The organism is Thiobacillus sp. SCUT-2, from assembly GCF_035621355.1.
GTDB classification, from domain to species: Bacteria; Pseudomonadota; Gammaproteobacteria; order Burkholderiales; family Thiobacillaceae; genus Thiobacillus; species Thiobacillus sedimenti.
The window spans coordinates 1012556-1029499 of the sequence record NZ_CP141769.1; the positions used below are offsets into that span (position 1 = coordinate 1012556).

Consider the following 16944-nt stretch of genomic DNA (forward strand, 5'->3'; position numbering starts at 1 on the left):
AGTGAGCGCAGATACCGCAATGGCGGCGAAGTACCGCAACAACTTCCTGAAGGAGATCGAAGAACAGGTCGAGATGGGCGACTGGGTCAAGATGTGCATGCAATGCGGCGTCTGCTCCGGTTCCTGCCCGACCAACTTCCAGAGCGCCTGGGAGCATCCGCCGCAGGAGCTCTTCATGATGATCCGCGCCGGCAAGCGCGAGGAGGTGCTGACCACGACCTCGATGTGGAACTGCACGTCCTGCTACAACTGCATCGTGCGCTGCCCGCGCAAGCTGCCGATCACCCACATCATGCACGGCATCGCCGAGTACGCGCACCGCCTCGGCAAGGCGCCGAAGATGCAGCCGACCCGGTTCTTCTCCGGCCTGTTCTGGAAGAACGCGACCAAGACCGGGCGCGTCAACGAGCTGAAGCTGTCGATGGGGCTCTACTTCAAGGACGGCTTCGGTGCCGGCATCAAGGAAGGCATGAAGATGAAGGACGTCGCGCTCGGCCTGATGAAGGCCAAGCGGCTCAACCCCTTCGAGCTGCTGGGCGGCCACAAGTGCAAGGACCAGAAGGGCATCCAGGCGATGCTGAAGAAGGCCTACGAAATCGAGCGCGCCCGCAAGGCCGCCAAGATGGCGGGCTGAGGAGAGAAATATGGCCAAACATGAATACGCGTTTTACCCTGGCTGCTCGTCGCAGAAGGGCGCTTCCGCCTCCAACTACCTGACCTCGGTCGAGTCGATGTGCAAGACGCTCGACGTCAAGCTGACCGAGATCCCCGACTGGAACTGCTGCGGCGCCTCGATCGGCTACGCCGAGGCGGGCGAGCTGCCGCGCCACGTGATGAACGCGCGCAACTTCGCGCTGGCCGAGCAGAACCTCCCCGGCCAGGAAATGGTCGCCACCTGCGCCGCCTGCTGGCTGGGCGCGCGCGAGACCCGCGAGCGCCTGACACACTCCGATACGCTGATGGCGGACACCCGCGAGGCGCTGAAGGAGGCCGGCCTCACGATCAACGAGATGCCCGAGATCCGCCACATGGTCGAGGTGCTGATCGAGGACCTCGGCTTCGACGAGATGGCCAAGCACGTCGTGCGTCCGCTCGAAGGCGTGAAGATCGCCGGCTACGTCGGCTGCCAGACCAACCGTCCGTTCGGCGTCGCCGGCGAGTCGTTCGAGAACCCCAAGTACCTCGACAAGATGGTCGAGATGGTCGGCGCCGAGTCGATCCCCGAATACGACATGAAGGTGACCTGCTGCGGCGGCGCGCTGGCGTTCTCCGAGCCGGAGAAGGCGCAGGCGCAGATCAAGGATATCGTCGAGTCGGCCTACGACCACGGCGCCGAGATGATCGTCACGCCGTGCCCGCTGTGCCAGGCCAACGTCGAAATCTACCAGGGGCAGATCAACCAGCGCTACGGCACCAAGTTCAACATCCCGGTGCTGTACTACAGCCAGCTGATGGTCGTGGCCTACGGCGGCAGCGCCAAGGAAGCCGCGCTGAACGGCCAGGTGATCAAGGCGCGCAGGCTGGAGGAAATCGCCGCCAAGCCGGTCAAGCGCTGACCCGTTCCGGCTGCGAAGACGAGACAGGGGCCGAGGCCCCTGTTTTTCTTGGCGAGATTGGGGTAGAAATGGGCAGGCGATGCGCCGCGAATTTTCTTGAGACACGCACGAACATGAAACGAGCCAAAGACTTCGAGCAACTGATCGACCTGGTCCACGAAGCCGTCTACGAGGTCGACGAGCTGCGCGCCTGCCTGGAGCACGACGACGACGAGGCATCGACCTACACGCCGTATCTCGACAGCCTGGACAAGATGCTGCGCGAGCTGCACGAGTCGATGGTGTCGGGCAAGTACGGCGGCGTCGGGCAGGGCGAGGACCTGTCCTACATGCCGCTGTTCAAGAAGCACGAGCGCGACATCCCGTTCCGCGAACTGCTGCGCACCATCAACGCGACGCACCGCGAGGGCTACGAGCCCTGACGGCAGCGGGGCGGTCGATCGCGCCGGGCGTCGTCGCGGCTGGCCGATGAAGCGGGAGGACCCGCGGTATGCCGCGGAAGGTTCGGAGGGAGCCCGGTATGAGAGCCAGCAAGTTGCTCAGCTACGAGTGGGATGCCGTCGCCGGAATTCTGGCGGCGGTGGCGGCCATCGTCCTGCATTTCCTGCACGTCGTGGACGAGCCGGTCATCCTGTCCATCGTGCTCGCCCTGCTGGCCCTCCTGTTCGTGAATTTCCTGCGCCATGCGCGCAGCAACGAACGGACCGCGGAGCAGGTCGAACGGACGGAGCATGCCATCCGCAGGATCCAGGCGACGTTGAAGGCGCCCGACGTGATGCTGGTCGGGCCGCGCCAGATCCGCTCGGTGAGCGAGACCTTCGCCCGTCACATGAAGGGCGACGCCATCTGGTTCAACGTCTGCCTGTCGATGTACAAGCCGCAGCCGCTGTTCGATGCACTGCTGCGTCCTGCGGTGGAGAACCCGATGGTCGCGTCGATCCAGTTCGTCCTGGACGAAAGCCAGAAGGAATTGTGGGAGTCGGAGGTGCAGCCGAAGATCGCCGCGTGCATCGGCGCGTCCAAGGTGAGGGAGCCGCGCTGGTGCGCGCTGGCCGAGAACGTGTCGTTCATCCTCGCGGACAGCCAGCATAGCGGGGGTGCGGAGGCGCTGCTGAGTTTCTGGGGCGAGCCGTTCATGGCGCAATCCACCGATCGGGAGGTGCCCCGCTACATCTTCCACGTCCAGAAGCATTCCGAGCTCCTGTCGCACCTGGTGGAGCTGGAGCGCGGCTGCGGCCATCATTAGGCACAGGCCTGCATGCCGGGGACCGGAGCCGCCCCGCGCTGCGCCGACTATTCCGCCCGCAGTGCGTCGACCGGGTTGAGCCGCGCGGCCCGCATCGCCGGGACGACGCCGGCCGCGAGCCCGATCAGCACGGATACCGCAAGGGCGCCGAATGCGTAGTCCCATGGCGTATTGACCGGCAGGCCGCTCACCGTGGCCTTCAGCAGCCAGGCGATGCCGATGCCGACCGCCAGCCCGCCGACGCCGCCGAGCGTGGAGAGCACGGTCGATTCCATCAGGAACAGCGTGCGGATGCGCGCGCGCGTCGCGCCGAGCGCGGTGAGCAGGCCGATCTCGGCGACGCGCTCGGCCACCGCGATGTGCATCAGCGTGACCATGCCGACCGCACCGACCAGCAGCGAAATGCCGCCGAGCGCGGCGACCGCGAAGGTCAGCACGTCGAGCACCGTGGAGAGCGTGTCGAGCATCTGCTGCTGCGGCGTGACCGTGAAATCCTCGCGGCCGTGGCGCGCAACGAGGATGCGCTTGATGTCGGCGACCACCGCCGGCACCGGTGATCCCGGCTTGTAGGCGACGTGGATCTCCATCACGCCTTCGCGGTTGAATACCTCCAGCGCGCGTGCGGTGGGGATGTAGACGGTGTCGTCGAGGTCGAAGCCGAGCACCTGGCCCTTGGGCGCCATGACGCCGACGATGCGGAAGCGGGTCGCGCCGACCTGCAGGACGGCGCCAAGCGGGTTGGCGTGGCCGAACAGTTCGCTGCGGACCTTCGATCCCAGCACGGCGTAGGCGCGCGGGTTGCGCGGATCGTCGGGCGGCAGGAACTGGCCGACCGCGACGTGCATGCTGAAGGCACGCGAGAAATCCGGCCCTTCGCCGTAGACGGTCACGCGCCGGCTGCGGCCGTGGGCGCGGATTTCCGCGTTGCCCATGACGCCGGCGTTGGTGTATTGCGCGAAGCGCGACGCCTTGAGGGCGAGCTCGTCGTCGATCGTCAGCAGCCGCACGCTGCCGATGGCGCCGACCGAGGCGCCGTGGGTCATCGTCTTGCCCGGGCTGATGTTGACGATGTTGGTGCCGAACTGGGTGAATTCGGCGAGCACGAAGCGGTGGATGCCGTGGCCGATCGAGGTCAGCAGGATCACCGCGGCTATGCCGACGGCGATCCCCGATGCGGACAGGAAGGTGCGCAGCCGGTGGGCGGTGAGCGCGTGCAGGGCGAAGCGCAGGGTGTCGGCGGCGCTCATTTTCCGGAGAGGGCGAGCACGGGGTCGAGCCGCGCGGCGCGCGCGGCGGGCAGCAGGCTGGCGACGACGCCGGTCAGCAGCGCCGTGGCGACGGCAGCGATGCTTGCCCAGGCCGGCGGATAGGCCGGCAGCTGCGGATAGGCCACGCGGATGAAATAGCTGCCGGCGTGACCGAGCGCGAAGCCGATCGCGCTGCCGGCCAGCGACAGCCACAGCGCCTCGGCGAAGAACAGGCGGCGGATGTCGGCCGCCGGCGCGCCGATCGCCTTCAGCAGGCCGATCTCCGCCGTGCGCTGGGCGACCGCGACCAGCATCACGTTCATCACCAGGATGCCGGCCACGGCCAGGCTGATCGCGGCGATGCCCGCCACCCCCAGCGTCAGTGCACGCAGGATGCGGTCGAAGGTGGCGAGCACGGCGTCCTGGGTGATGACGGTGACGTCCTCCTCGCCTTCGTGGCGCAGCGTGAGGAGATGGGTGACCGCGGCCTTGGCCGGCTCGATCGCGGCGCGGCTCTTCGCCTCGACCAGGATGCGGAACAGCGTCGAGGTGTTGAACAGCTCCTGCGCGTAGTCGACCGGGATGATGACGATCTCGTCGGAGTTGAATCCCATCGACTCGCCCTGCGGCGCGAGCACGCCGGTCACCAGGAAGCGGCTGGCGCCGAGCCGCACGCGCTGGCCGACCGCGTGTCCGTCGGGAAAGAATTCGCGCGCCAGCACGCTGCCCAGCACGATCTGCGCGCGCTCGGTGCCGCCGCCCGCGAGGAAGCGGCCCTGCGCCAGTTTCATGTGGCGGATCGGCAGCAGGTCGGCGGTGCTGCCGAGCACGGTCACCTCGCGCAGCCGCCCGCCGGCGGCGAGTTCGGCGACGCCGACGTTGAGCGGCGCCATCCGGCGCACCTGCGGCAGGTGGGTGAGCGAGACGGCGTCATCGAGGGTGAGATCGCGCGGCGTCTGGCCGAGCGCGGCGCCGGGGAAGCCGCCCGCGGTTTCGGCGCGGCCCGGCAGCACGATGACGAGGTTGGTGCCGAGCGAGGAGAACTGTCCGACGACATAGCGCCGTGCGCCGTCGCCAAGCGCGGTCAGGACCACCACCGCCGCCACGCCGAGCGACATCGCCAGCACGATCAGCAGCGAGCGGGTGCGATAGCTCGCGACCGTCGCGAACGAGAGCTTCAGGGTGTCGAGCGCGGTCATCGCGCGTCGGCGACGATCTCGCCGTCGCGCATGGCAATGTGGCGGTGGGCGCGGGCGCCGAGCTCGCGGTCGTGGGTGACGACGATGAGCGTGGTGCCGGCGTGGTGCAGGTTCTCGAGCAGCTCCATCACCTCGGCCCCGATGCGGTGGTCGAGGTTGCCGGTGGGCTCGTCGGCCAGGATCGCGGTCGGGCGCAGGATCGTGGCGCGGGCGATCGCCACCCGCTGGCGCTGGCCGCCGGAGAGCTCGGCCGGGCGATGGCGTGCGCGGTCCTCGAGGTCGAAGGCCGCGAGGGCGGCATCGACCCGGGCCTTGCGCTCGGCCGGCGCGATGCCCTCGAGCATCAGCGGCAGCTCGATGTTCTCCGCCGCGGTCAGGCGCGGCACCAGATGGAACGACTGGAACACGAAGCCGATCTTCTCGCGCCGGACGCGTGCGCGCTCGGTCTCGGACAGGTCCGTGACGTCGCGGCCGTCGAGCTCGTAGCGTCCGCCGTCGGGGCGATCGAGCAGGCCGATGACGTTCAGCAGCGTCGACTTGCCCGAACCCGAGGGGCCCATGATCGAGACGTATTCGCCGGAAGCGATGTCGAGGCTGACGCCGTTCAGCGCGCGTACCTCCTGGTCGCCCATGCGGAAGACGCGGGTGACGGAGGCGAGGCGGATCACGGCGCGGCCTTCGGGGTGACTTTCACCCCGGCCTTCACGCCTTCCTGGTCGAACGACAGCAGGACGCGGTCGCCGGCCGCGAGGCCGTCCGTCACCTCCGTGTACGCCCAGTTGGCGAGCCCGGTCTTGATGCGGCGCGTCTCGAGCCGGTCGTCCTTGCCGAGGACCAGCACCGTCCCGTCCTGCTGGATCGCCTGGGTCGGCACGCGCAGCGCGTCGTCGTGGCGCGCGACGATGGCTTCGACGTCGGCGCTGTAGCCGACCAGCAGGGCTTGCCGCGGCGGCGCGTCGAAGTCGACCTCGACGTCGACCGTGCGCGCCTGCTTCTCGACCTCGGTCACATAGGGCGCGAGGCGCCGCACGTGCCCCGGGAAGGTCTTGCCCGGCAGCGCGTCGAGCGTGATACGGGCAGCCTGGCCGGGCTGCAGGCGCGGCGCGTCGACCTCGTCCATCGGTGCGCTGACGTAGAGGCAGCTGTCGTCGATCAGGTCGACCGCGGGTGGCGTCGGGATGCCGGGCGGCGAAGGCGTGGTGAACTCGCCAACTTCGCCGGTGACCTTGGCGACGATGCCGGCGAACGGCGCGGTCAGCGTGGTGCGCTCCAGCCCGGCGAGCGCGACGCGGACCTGGGCCTGGGCACGCTTGACGTCGGCGGCGAGCGCATCGCAGCTGGCGCGGCGCGAGCGCGCATCGGCGCGCGCATCCTCGGCGCGCTGCGGGCTGACGAAGCCCTGCGCGGCGAGCTGCTGCGTGCGGTCGGCATCGCGCTGCGCATTGTCGGCGAGAATGCAGGCCTCGCGGCGCCGTTCCTCGCTGGTGGCGAGCTGGCGGTTGGCCAGTTCGCGCTGCGCCGCCAGGTCGCGGTTCCACAGTTCCAACAGGGGCTGGCCGGCCTTGACGCGCTCGCCTTCCTTGACTTCCATCTTCACGATCTGGCCACCCGCGACCGGCGCGAGCTTGGCGCGCCGGCAGGCCTTGACCGTGCCGGCACGCGTGTTGACCACGGTCGATTCGACGGGGCCGCGCGCAATCGTCGCCACCTCGACCTCGGGTGGCTTGGGGCGCGTGAGGCGCCAGCCGGCAAAGACGAGGGCGGCGGCGACAAGGGTGAAGACGACGAGTCGAAGCCCGGTTTTCGGTTTGATCATGAGCGGGAGAAGACGGCAGGCGATCGGCTCAATTTAACATTTCCGCAGGCGGGCGCGTGCCGTGCACCGCGCTGTTCACTGCTTGAGCACGCACTTCTGGTAGAGATCCTTCGCCCGGCCCTCGGGGTCGTATTTCGCCTTCAGCGCCCGGTAGGCCGGCCCGCCGTAGAGCGTCCAGAAGCGCGCCTCGTCGAAGTACGCGTCCGAATACAGCGACTTGATGCCGCCGAGTTCGGTGACCTTGCCTTCGACGAGGCGGTTGTGGTGGCCGGGCGCGAAGGGGTGGCGCCGTCGCACCACGTCCCAGAAGCCGAAGTTCACGTGGAGCGCGTCCCGCATCGGAAACAGGGTGAAGCGGACGTCGCTGCGGTAAGGCCGCACCGGGCAGCTCCAGATCGGCAGGATGCCGATCTCGCGGTGGAAGAAATCGAGGAAGGCGACCGCGTGAGCCAGCGGAATGTCCACGTCCTGGATCACCGACTCGCGCTGCACGCCGAGCAGCCGGTCGAGCCGGCCGGTGACACCCCACTTGCTGTTCCAGCGCATGACCTGGGTGTAGAAGACCGAGTTCAGCCGCTCGCGGCCCAGCAGGCGGCGGACGAGCGGATTCTGCGCGCCGAGGTTCTTCGAACACCAGAACCAGTCCGTGTCCCAGCGCCAGAGGTAGTCGCGGACGGTGAGATAGTCGGTCGCGCGCTCGCGCAGGCTGCGGTAATAGATCCGCTTGTACGTGTAGTCGCTGGTCCAGGGCGCCGTGTCGACGAAGTGCCCCTGGCTCAGGATCAATTCGTCGGGCGCGAACACCACGCCGTCGACGAAGTCGGCATCGCCCTCGCAGGCCGCTTCGAGCGCGGCGAAGAAGGCGGCGGGCTCGGCGAAGCGCGCGTGGGTCACCTGGACGAACGGCTTGACCGGAACGGCCAGCGCCTTCAGCTTCAGCGCATAGCCCAGCGTCCCGTAGGAATTGGGAAAGCCGTAGAACAGATCGCGGTGTTCGTTGTCCGGCGTCGCGAGCACGACGCGGCCGTCGGGCAGCAGGATTTCCAGCTCCTGCAGCGTCTCGTGCACCAGGCCGTAGCGGAACGACGTCGCCTCGATGCCGACGCCCGCCGCCGCGCCGCCGATCGTGATCGATTTCAGCTGCGGCACCACCGCCGGCATCAGGCCGTGCGGCAGCAGCGCGTCGACCAGCCTGGCGTAGGGCGTCATGCCCTCGACGGTGAACTCGCGCGCATCGCGGTCGATGTCGAGCACCTCGTTGAAGGCGCGCACGTCGAGCCGCTGCTTCGCCTGCCGCGCGCGGTCGCGGAACAGGTTGGACGTGTCCTTGGCAAGCCCAAGCGGCGCGCTGCCGCCGGTCGCGCGCAGCTGCGCGGCGAGCTTCCGGAGCTTGTCTTCGTGGCTCATCGGTAGAGGAAGGCGCGGCTCATCGGATAGCGCTCGCGGTCGACGTTGCCCTTGCTGAACACGATCTGGAACAGGTGCGTCATGCCGCACGGCGAACGGAACATTTCGGCGCAGGACCACAGGTAGGTGCGCCAGGTGCGGCGGAAGCGCTCGTCGAAGCGCTGCGGGTCGAGCGCGTGGATCGCGTCCCAGCGCGCGTCGAAGCGGGTCGCCCAGGCGTCGAGCGTGAGCGCGTAGTGGCGGCGCAGGTTCTCGATGTCGACGATCTCCAGACCGCATGCATCCATGGCCTCGATCGTCTGCGCCAGGCTGGGGATCCAGCCGCCCGGAAAGATGTGCTTGCGGATGTAGAACTCGGTGTCGAACACGCCGGCGTGGCCGATGAAATGCAGCATGCCGAGGCCGCCGGGCTTCAGCGCGTCGGCGTGGGCGCGCACCACCGCATGCAGCTGGTCGCGGCCGGCATGCTCCAGCACGCCGATCGACACGAGCTTGTCGTACTGGCCGGGAATCTCGCGGAAGTCGGCCTCGATTACCGCGATCTGCTCGCCCAGCCCGCGCCGCGCGATCTCGCCCTGCAGCCACTGCACCTGTTCGGTCGTCGTGTTGATGCCGGTTCCGTACGCGCCGTAGTGCTCCCGGGCATGGAACAGGAAGCCGCCGAAGCCGCAGCCGATATCGACGAAGCGCTCGCCCGCCTCGAGGCGGATCTTCTGCGCGACGTGATCCATCTTGTTGCGCTGCGCCTCCTCGACGGTTTGCGTGCCTTCCTTCCAGTAGCCGCAGGTGTACATCATCGACGGCAGGTCGAGCCACTGGCGATAGAAATCGGTGCCGAGTCCGTAGTGGAAGCGTGCATTGGCCTTGGCCTGGGCAAGGCTGGCATTGCCGAAGCGCACTTCGTGCCACGCGTTGCGCAGCCGCAGCAGGCCTGCCGGCGGGCCGTCGAGTCCCATGTCCATGCCGGTTCGGAAGGCCAGCTGCAGGTTGCCTTCGATGTCGACGTCGCCGGCGAAATACGATTCCAGCAGGCCGACGTGCCGGAACACGGCGGTGCGCCACTCGGCGCGGCGATTGCGGAAGACGAGGGTGAACGAGGGTTCGCCCTCGCGGCTCCGGCAGGTGCGGCCGTCGGCGAACACGATGCGGAAGGTCGCGCCGGCCCGGCCGGCGTCCCGGGTCAGCAGCGTGCGTATCGTGCGGAGCATCGCGGACATCATGCCGTCCGCCGTTACGGGGCCGCAGGGATGCGCCGGTGCCGGGCGACGCGCGCTGCGCCGCCCGTCGTGCGATCCTGATGGTCCGCGCCCGGAAAAGAAGCCATGCTCCCAGCATAGACAACCGGCCGCCGGCGCGCGGGCGGCCAAGGTAACATTCGCCCATGCTGAAGACCATCGTGCCGGCGCGCCTCGAATACCGCGAGGGCGTGCCGTATTCCGCCGCCTACGGCGACATCTACCATTCCGCCGACGGCGGCCTCGGCCAGGCGCGCCACGTGTTCCTGCAGGGCTGCGGCCTGCCGCAGGCGTGGGCGGGCCGTGCGTGCTTCGTGGTGCTCGAAACCGGCTTCGGCACCGGGCTCAATTTCCTGGCCACCTGGGCGGCCTGGCGCGCCGATCCGGCGCGTCCCGCGCGCCTGCATTTCCTGTCGGTGGAGAAGCATCCCTTCGTCGCCGAGGACCTGGCGGTGCTGCACGCGCAATGGCCCGAGTTCGCCGCGCTGTCGCAGGAACTGCGCGCCGGCTGGCCGATGCTGACGCCGGGCTTCCACCGCATCGCGCTCGACGGCGGGCGGGTGCAGCTGACGCTGATGCTGGGCGATGCGCTCGACTGCCTGCCGCAGGTCGAGGCCGAGGTGGACGCGTTCTACCTCGACGGCTTCGCCCCCGATTGCAATGCCGACCTGTGGCAGCCGCCGCTCTTCGACGTGCTGGCGCGGCTGGCGCGTCCCGGTGCGACGGCGGCGACCTATACGGTGGCGGCGCCGGTTCGCGAGGGGCTGGCGCGCGCTGGCTTCGCCTGCGAGAAGCGCAGCGGCTTCGGCCGCAAGCGGCATTGCCTTGCGGCACGATTCGCTGGGGAAGGCCGCCGCACGAGGCCGCGCGTGCCGCAGCACGTCGCGGTCGTCGGCGCCGGCGTGGCCGGCTGCGCGACGGCCCACGCGCTGGCGTGGCACGGGATCGCCGTCACGGTGCTGGAGCGGGCCGCAGGGATCGGGCAGGGCGCGTCCGGCAATCCGGTCGCGGTGTTCCGCCCGCTGGTCTCGCGCGACGACAACCCCGCCAGCCGCCTGACGCGTGCGGCCTTCCTGCACGACCTGCGGGCCTGGCCCGCGCTCGGCGAGCGCCTGGACTGGTCGGCGTGCGGCGTGCTGCACCTGGCGCGCGACGCCGACGCTGCGCTCAAGCAGCGGCAGGCGCTCGCCGCAACCGCGCCGCCGGCCGGATATGCACGCTGGGTCGAGCGCGACGAAGCGCGGCAGCTGGCGAACTGGCCGGTCGACGCCGCAGGCGTGTTCTATCCGGCCGCGGGATGGGTGGTGCCGGCAAGCCTGGCGCGCGCCTGGCTCGACCATCCGGCGATCAAGTTGCGCGCCGGCTGCGGCGTCGCACGGCTCGCACCGGGTGGATCGGGCTGGCAGCTGCATGCGGCCGACGGGGACGTGCTGGCCGAGGCCGATGCGGTGGTGCTGGCGAACGCGCGCGACGCGGCGGCGCTCGCTCCGGGGCAGGACTGGCCGCTGCACACGGTGCGGGGGCAGATCACCGAGCTGCCGCCGGGCTGCCTGCCGGAGCTCACCCGGGTGGTCTCGCGCGAGGGCTACGTGGCGCCCGGCACGCGGCCGCTGGTCGGCGCGACCTACGAGCATGACGACGACGACACGGCGCCGCGCGCGGCGAGCGACCAGGCCAACCTGGCGCGCCTGGAGGCGATCCTGCCGGGAGGCCGAAGCCGCGTGGCGATCGAGGCCGTGCGCGGCCGCGCATCCTTGCGCGCGACGCTGCCGGACCGGCTGCCGCTGGTCGGCGCGGTGGCGGAATGCTCGGGGGTCTATGTCGCGGCAGGCTATGCCTCGCGCGGCGTGGTGTGGGCCGGCTTGCTGGGCGAGGCCCTGGCGGACCGCATGAGCGGGCAGCCGTTGCCGCTGGAGAACGATCTGATGGGGGTGCTTGCGCCCGAGCGCTTCAGGCGGCGGTGAGCGGCTTGCCGCGAGGCGTGGCGACCGACTGTCCGGCCTGGTCGTAGAGACCGGTGCGGTTGGTGGCGGCGTGGACCAGGACATTCAGCGCCTGGCGCGTCGCCGTGAGGCGCATCTCGATCAAGGTGCCGATACGCTGGTTCATGGCCTGCGCCTCCTGTTCCAGGCCGCACAATTCCTGCCAGTGCGCGCGGTGCTCCGCGTTGCCGTGCTGCGCCAGCCAGGCCGCCATGCCGGTGTGGTCGGCGGCGTGGCCGGCGGCCCGCAGCGCATCCTGGCGCGCACGCACGAGATTGCCGAGCGTCTGCACCTGGGCCAGCTTGGATGCGTTGAGCTGCGGCAGGCGGTCGGCGTCGCCCGCCACCAGCGCGCGTTCTTCGTCGGCGAGAACGTTCAGCAAGGCCTTCCAGGCGGCCAGTTCCATCCCGAGCCGGGCGCCGAGGGCCGGCTCGCGCGATGCGTCACTTGGCGACATGGAGCATTTCCTTGACCGAGTTCAGCAGGCTCTCGGCGATGTTGTCGGTATGGATCGTGTACTGCCCGCTGGCGATCGCGGCCTTGATGCTGTCGACGCGGGCACGGTCGACGACCGGGATGGCGGCCAGCTGGGACTCCAGTTGCTTCAACTGGGTCGCGCGCGGGCTCAGCGTGACGTCGGCCGGGGTGGCATCGGCCGCTGCCTTCGCGCCGGCCTTGCCCGAGCGCGTCTCGGCAGGGGGGGGCGAAGGGATGGGCTTGAGGCTGGGATCGATTTTCATGGCAGCTTCCTGATCGGATGGGCGTGGACGAACGCGCCTTGCAGTCTCGATAACGTCATATTGGCACGATTTCTGTAGCGTGTCCGCGCCGGCTAGAAGGCGACCACCACCTGCTGGCCGTCCTGCGCGACGCCGCTGACCACTTCGCCCGAAGCGGTTCTGACCCGGACGCGCTCGCCGCGGCCGGCGTTGGCGAGCGCCTGGCCCTCGCTCTGGACGGAAAAGCCGGGGCCCTTGATGAGGAGGCGGGTCGTCTGCCCCTGCTGGACGGCGAGCGGGGCGTGCAGCACGGCGCTGCGCAGCGGGGCGCCGGCCGCCACGCCCGAGACGGTCCGATAGCCGACCAGGGCGGCGGCATCGGTCGCGACGTCGGCCGGAAGGGCGCCGAGGTCGCCCTCGCGCAGGGCGAGGTCGGCGGCAGCGAGAACGTGGTTGGCGGGCAGCGCCTCGCGGCTGACGACGTAGGATCCCACGACATGCACCTGGGCCGGCAGGTAGACCGTCCACCGCACCGGGGCAAGGCAGCGCACGCCGACCGTGGTGCGTCCGATGCTGCGGCTGCCGGCGGGCTGGAATGCCTCGAGCGCCGAACACGCGGGCATCGCGGCGCGCGGTGCGCCGACCTGCAGCGTCACCTTGCCGGGCAGGCCACCGGCCTGCGTTTTCAGGAAGCGTTCGGCCTGCGCCTGCACGGCGGCCGGGTCCTGGCGGTCCACCGCTTGGGCGGCGCCGGCCCCGGTGAGGCAGGCGAGGACCGCAAGGCCGCGCGCGAAGCGGCTGCCGGCGGCGCGGATGCGTTGGGCGATCATGTCGACTCCTTGGCTCGACTTAGCACAGTGCCGCATTGTAGGGACGGGCGGCCGATCCTAAACGCCGAAATGAGCCGCCTTTCTCCCCTTTATCGTTCGATTGACTGGACAGGCGCGTGCCTAGGATGCAGTCATCGCAAAAGGCCTTTGCGGCACGAGAAAGGACAGGACCATGCTGAACCGGCTGGACGACATGCTGAATTTCCACGCCCAGGCGCTGCGCATCCGCGAGCAGCGCCAGCAGGTACTGGCATCCAACATCGCCAACGCGGACACGCCCAACTACAAGGCGCGCGACCTCGATTTCCGGGCGGCGCTCCAGGGTGCGCTGCAGGGCGCGTCGGCGTCCGCCGCGGGCGCGCTGGCGACGACCTCGCCGCGGCATCTCGAAGGCCCGTCCGGCCCGGCGTCCGAGCCCGGCCTGCTGTACCGCACGCCGGCGCAGGGCAGCGTCGATGGCAACACGGTGAACATGGACGCCGAGCGCGCCGCGTTCGCCGACAACGCCGTCCATTATGAATTCGACCTGACCCGGATCACCCAGCAGATCAAGACCATGCTGGCGGCGATCCAGGGCTGAGGAGGCTAGGCCATGTCCCTTTCCAACATCTTCAACGTGGCCGGATCGGCCATGAACGCGCAGGCGCAGCGGCTCAACACCGTCGCCAGCAACCTCGCCAACGCCGACAGCGCGACCAGCGCCAACGGCACCCCCTACAAGGCGAAGCAGGTCGTGTTCGCCGCCACGCCGATGGGCGAGGGCGGCGCGACCGGCGTCAACGTCGCGGCCGTCGTCGACGATCCGTCGCCGATGAAGCAGGTCTACGACCCGAAGAACCCGCTCGCCGACGAAAAGGGCTACGTGACCATGCCGAACGTCAACGTGGTCGAGGAGATGGTCAACATGATCTCCGCCTCGCGGGCCTACCAGTCGAACGTCGACATGATGAACACCACCAAGACCCTGCTGCTCAAGACCCTGAGCCTGGGCCAGTGACGGCGACCGCCAACGAGGACAGACCATGAGCACCGTACAAGACGCAAGCAGCGCCAGCAGCCTGTTGGGCGCCACCGCCGCCGCATCGAAGGGCAGCACCGCCGACACGCAGAACCGCTTCCTGAGCCTGCTGGTGGCGCAGATGAAGAACCAGGATCCGCTCAATCCGCTCGACAACGCGCAGGTGACGAGCCAGATGGCGCAACTGTCGACCGTGCAGGGCATCGAGGAGATGAACAGCAAGCTCGCCGCGCTGGCCTCCAGCCTCGGCACCAACCAGATGTCGCAGGCCGCGGCGCTGATCGGACGCGACGTGCTGGTCCCCGGCAACCGGGTCGGCCCCTCCCAGCCCGACAACCTGATGGGCATGGAGCTGTCGCGCCCCGCCGACAAGGTCACCCTGACCATCCACGACGCGTCCGGCCAGGCCGTGCGCACGCTCAATCTCGGCCCGCGCGACGTCGGCGTGGGCATGGTGGCGTGGGACGGCATGACCGATGCGGGCACCCCGGCGCCCGCCGGCGCCTACAGCTTCCAGATCGACGCCGTCCAGGGCGGACAGGCAGTCGGCAACACGGCCCTCAACCTGGGCGTGGTGAACAGCGTTTCGCAAAACGCCCAGGGAGTGCAGCTCAACCTGGCGGGCAGCACCAGCGTCGGATATGCCGATATCCGGCAGATCTTCTGAATGGCCGGAACGGGCAAGGCAGCAATCATTACAAGGAGCACGACATGAGTTTTCAGCAAGGCTTGAGCGGACTCAACGCCGCCGCAAAGAACCTGGACGTCATCGGCAACAACGTGTCGAACGCGAACACGGTCGGTTTCAAGCAGTCCCAGGCGCAGTTCGCCGACGTCTACGCGAATTCGCTGACGGGATCCGGCGGATCCAACGTCGGCATCGGCACCAAGGTGGCCGCCGTCGTCCAGCAGTTCACCCAGGGCAACATCACGTCGACCAACAATCCGCTCGACATCGCGATCAACGGCAACGGTTTCTTCCGGGTCGACAACAACGGCGAGATCAACTACCAGCGCAACGGCCAGTTCCAGCTCGACAAGAACGGCTTCATCGTCACCTCGGGCGGCGCCAAGCTGACCGGCTACACGGCCAGCGCCAGCGGCGTGCTGTCGACCGGCTCTCCGCAGCCCATCAGCATCAACACCGCCGACCTGTCGCCGAGCGCGACGTCCAAGGTCAACGCGGTCATGAACCTGGATTCCAGCGCCGGCGTGAAAACGGCCGCGTTCGACATGAACGATCCCACCACCTTCAACAACTCGATGTCGGTGTCGGTGTACGACAGCCTGGGCAACCAGCACACGCTGCAGACCTACTACGTGAAGACGGCCCCCGGTTCGTGGGACGTGTATGCCTCCAACGACGGCACGCTCATCCAGGCCACTCCGGTCGGCACGCTGGCGTTCAACAACACCGGCAGCCTGACCTCGGGTTCGCCGATCACGATCGCCGGCCTCGCGGTGACGACCGGCGCCTCGGCGCTCAACTTCTCGATCGACTACACCGGCAGCACCCAGTTCGGCTCGCCGTTCAGCGTGAACACGCTGAACCAGGACGGCTACACCTCGGGCCGCCTGGCCGGCTTCAACGTCGGTGCGGACGGCATCGTCCTCGGCCGCTACACCAACGGCCAGGCCGCGGTGCTGGGGCAGGTGGTGCTCGCCAGCTTTTCCAACCCGAACGGCCTGCAGCCGATGGGCAACAACATGTGGTCCGAATCGTCGACCTCCGGTGCACCGCTGGTGGGCGCGCCCGATTCCGGCGGCCTCGGCGTGCTGCAGTCGTCTGCGACGGAGGACTCCAACGTCGACCTCACCGCCGAGCTGGTCAACATGATCACCGCCCAGCGCGTATACCAGGCCAACGCCCAGACCATCAAGACCCAGGACGCGGTGATGCAGACCCTGGTCAACCTGCGTTGATGCCGTAGGGCACTAAGGAGGCCGCATGGACCGTCTCATCTACACCGCCATGACCGGCGCGAAGCACGCGCTGGAGCAGCAGGCGACGACGACGCACAACCTCGCGAACGCGACGACCACCGGCTTCCGTGCGCAGATCGACCAGTTTCGCGCGGTGCCGGTGCAGGGCGCGATCCTGCCCACCCGCGCGTTCGTCGTCGATTCCACCACCGGCAGCGATTTTCGCGCCGGTTCGATCCAGCAGACCGGGCGCGCGCTCGACGTCGCGGTGCAGGGCGAGGGCTGGATCGTGGTGCAGGCGGCCGACGGCAGCGAGGCCTACACCCGCAACGGCAGCCTCAAGCTCGATGAGAACGGCGTGCTGCAGACCCACGACGGCCTCAACGTCCTGGGCGACGGCGGCCCGCTGTCGATCCCGCCCGGCCGCAACGTCGCGATCGGCAAGGACGGCACGATTTCGCTGGTGCCCGACGGCTCGACCGCGACCGGCCTGACTTCGGTCGGCCGCCTGAAGCTGGTCAACCCGCCGGCCGCCGACCTCGTGCGCGGCGACGACGGCCTGTTCCGCCTCAAGGACGGGCAGGCGGCCGAAGCCGACCCCAAGGTCTCGGTGGTGGGCGGGGCGCTGGAATCGTCCAACGTCAACGTCGTCGAGGCCATGGTCAACATGATCTCGCTGGCACGCCAGTTCGACATGAACATGAAGCTGCTGCAGCAGGCCGAGAACAACGACAGCAAGGCCGGCCAGCTGCTGGCCATGAACTGA

The 16944-nt window shown here is 69.0% G+C and carries 19 protein-coding genes; 10 read left to right on the top strand and 9 right to left on the bottom strand.

Going from position 1 to position 16944, the window contains the following annotated elements; all coding sequences use genetic code 11:
- Position 1: 1 nt before the first annotated feature.
- From VA613_RS04920 to VA613_RS04935, 4 genes are all read left to right on the top strand, one after another.
- The gene (locus tag VA613_RS04920; RefSeq protein WP_324780742.1) at positions 2-634 is read left to right on the top strand and encodes a 4Fe-4S dicluster domain-containing protein; all 633 of its coding nucleotides are present in this window, start codon (positions 2-4) and stop codon (positions 632-634) included.
- A gap of 10 nt (positions 635-644) precedes the next feature.
- Entirely contained in the window at positions 645-1556 is a 912-nt protein-coding gene (locus VA613_RS04925; protein ID WP_324780743.1) for a CoB--CoM heterodisulfide reductase iron-sulfur subunit B family protein, read from the top strand.
- Between the two features lie 113 nt (positions 1557-1669).
- Entirely contained in the window at positions 1670-1978 is a 309-nt protein-coding gene (locus VA613_RS04930; protein ID WP_324780744.1) for a hypothetical protein, read from the top strand.
- Between the two features lie 98 nt (positions 1979-2076).
- Entirely contained in the window at positions 2077-2802 is a 726-nt protein-coding gene (locus tag VA613_RS04935) for a hypothetical protein (protein ID WP_324780745.1), read from the top strand.
- A gap of 47 nt (positions 2803-2849) precedes the next feature.
- On the opposite strand, the gene VA613_RS04940 is transcribed toward VA613_RS04935, so the two are convergent.
- The 6 genes from VA613_RS04940 to VA613_RS04965 form a co-directional block, all read right to left on the bottom strand.
- Entirely contained in the window at positions 2850-4049 is a 1200-nt protein-coding gene (locus VA613_RS04940) for an ABC transporter permease (protein WP_324780746.1), read from the bottom strand.
- A complete protein-coding gene (locus VA613_RS04945) occupies positions 4046-5248 on the bottom strand; it encodes an ABC transporter permease (protein ID WP_324780747.1) in 1203 nt (400 codons plus the stop codon). Before VA613_RS04945 ends, VA613_RS04940 begins: the two co-directional genes overlap by 4 nt.
- A complete protein-coding gene (locus tag VA613_RS04950) occupies positions 5245-5916 on the bottom strand; it encodes an ABC transporter ATP-binding protein (RefSeq protein WP_324780748.1) in 672 nt (223 codons plus the stop codon). The genes VA613_RS04945 and VA613_RS04950 overlap by 4 nt, the downstream gene beginning before the upstream one ends.
- Positions 5913-7064 (bottom strand): efflux RND transporter periplasmic adaptor subunit, encoded by a 1152-nt coding sequence (locus tag VA613_RS04955; RefSeq protein ID WP_324780749.1) that lies wholly within the window; start codon positions 7062-7064, stop codon positions 5913-5915. The genes VA613_RS04950 and VA613_RS04955 overlap by 4 nt, the downstream gene beginning before the upstream one ends.
- Before the next feature lie 75 nt (positions 7065-7139).
- On the bottom strand, positions 7140-8471 hold the full coding sequence (locus VA613_RS04960; RefSeq protein ID WP_324780750.1) for an FAD-binding oxidoreductase: 1332 nt from the start codon (positions 8469-8471) through the stop codon (positions 7140-7142).
- On the bottom strand, positions 8468-9688 hold the full coding sequence (locus tag VA613_RS04965) for a cyclopropane-fatty-acyl-phospholipid synthase family protein (protein WP_324780751.1): 1221 nt from the start codon (positions 9686-9688) through the stop codon (positions 8468-8470). Before VA613_RS04965 ends, VA613_RS04960 begins: the two co-directional genes overlap by 4 nt.
- 164 nt (positions 9689-9852) lie before the next feature.
- On the opposite strand from VA613_RS04965, the gene mnmC reads away from it, so the two are divergent.
- Positions 9853-11670: a bifunctional tRNA (5-methylaminomethyl-2-thiouridine)(34)-methyltransferase MnmD/FAD-dependent 5-carboxymethylaminomethyl-2-thiouridine(34) oxidoreductase MnmC gene (mnmC, locus tag VA613_RS04970; RefSeq protein ID WP_324780752.1), complete on the top strand. Its 1818-nt coding sequence runs from the start codon at positions 9853-9855 to the stop codon at positions 11668-11670.
- Here mnmC and VA613_RS04975 read toward each other — a convergent pair.
- From VA613_RS04975 to flgA, 3 genes are all read right to left on the bottom strand, one after another.
- The gene (locus tag VA613_RS04975) at positions 11657-12145 is read right to left on the bottom strand and encodes a flagella synthesis protein FlgN (RefSeq protein WP_324780753.1); all 489 of its coding nucleotides are present in this window, start codon (positions 12143-12145) and stop codon (positions 11657-11659) included. The two genes, mnmC and VA613_RS04975, sit on opposite strands and share 14 nt — an antisense overlap.
- Entirely contained in the window at positions 12132-12428 is a 297-nt protein-coding gene (flgM, locus tag VA613_RS04980; RefSeq protein WP_324780754.1) for a flagellar biosynthesis anti-sigma factor FlgM, read from the bottom strand. The genes VA613_RS04975 and flgM overlap by 14 nt, the downstream gene beginning before the upstream one ends.
- Before the next feature lie 92 nt (positions 12429-12520).
- Entirely contained in the window at positions 12521-13237 is a 717-nt protein-coding gene (gene flgA / locus VA613_RS04985; protein ID WP_324780755.1) for a flagellar basal body P-ring formation chaperone FlgA, read from the bottom strand.
- Between the two features lie 172 nt (positions 13238-13409).
- Between flgA and flgB the strand changes: the two genes are divergently transcribed.
- From flgB to flgF, 5 genes are read left to right on the top strand one after another with little or no spacing between them, the layout of a single operon-like run.
- A complete protein-coding gene (flgB, locus tag VA613_RS04990; protein ID WP_324780756.1) occupies positions 13410-13817 on the top strand; it encodes a flagellar basal body rod protein FlgB in 408 nt (135 codons plus the stop codon).
- A gap of 12 nt (positions 13818-13829) precedes the next feature.
- Positions 13830-14234: a flagellar basal body rod protein FlgC gene (gene flgC, locus VA613_RS04995; RefSeq protein WP_324780757.1), complete on the top strand. Its 405-nt coding sequence runs from the start codon at positions 13830-13832 to the stop codon at positions 14232-14234.
- Positions 14235-14259: 25 nt separating this feature from the next.
- Positions 14260-14922, top strand: a complete 663-nt coding sequence (locus VA613_RS05000; protein WP_324780758.1) for a flagellar hook assembly protein FlgD — start codon at positions 14260-14262, stop codon at positions 14920-14922.
- 44 nt (positions 14923-14966) lie between these two features.
- Positions 14967-16178 carry a flagellar hook protein FlgE gene (gene flgE, locus VA613_RS05005; RefSeq protein ID WP_324780759.1) on the top strand — a complete coding sequence of 404 codons (1212 nt, stop codon included), beginning with the start codon at positions 14967-14969 and terminating at the stop codon, positions 16176-16178.
- 25 nt (positions 16179-16203) lie between these two features.
- Positions 16204-16944: a flagellar basal-body rod protein FlgF gene (gene flgF / locus VA613_RS05010; protein WP_324780760.1), complete on the top strand. Its 741-nt coding sequence runs from the start codon at positions 16204-16206 to the stop codon at positions 16942-16944.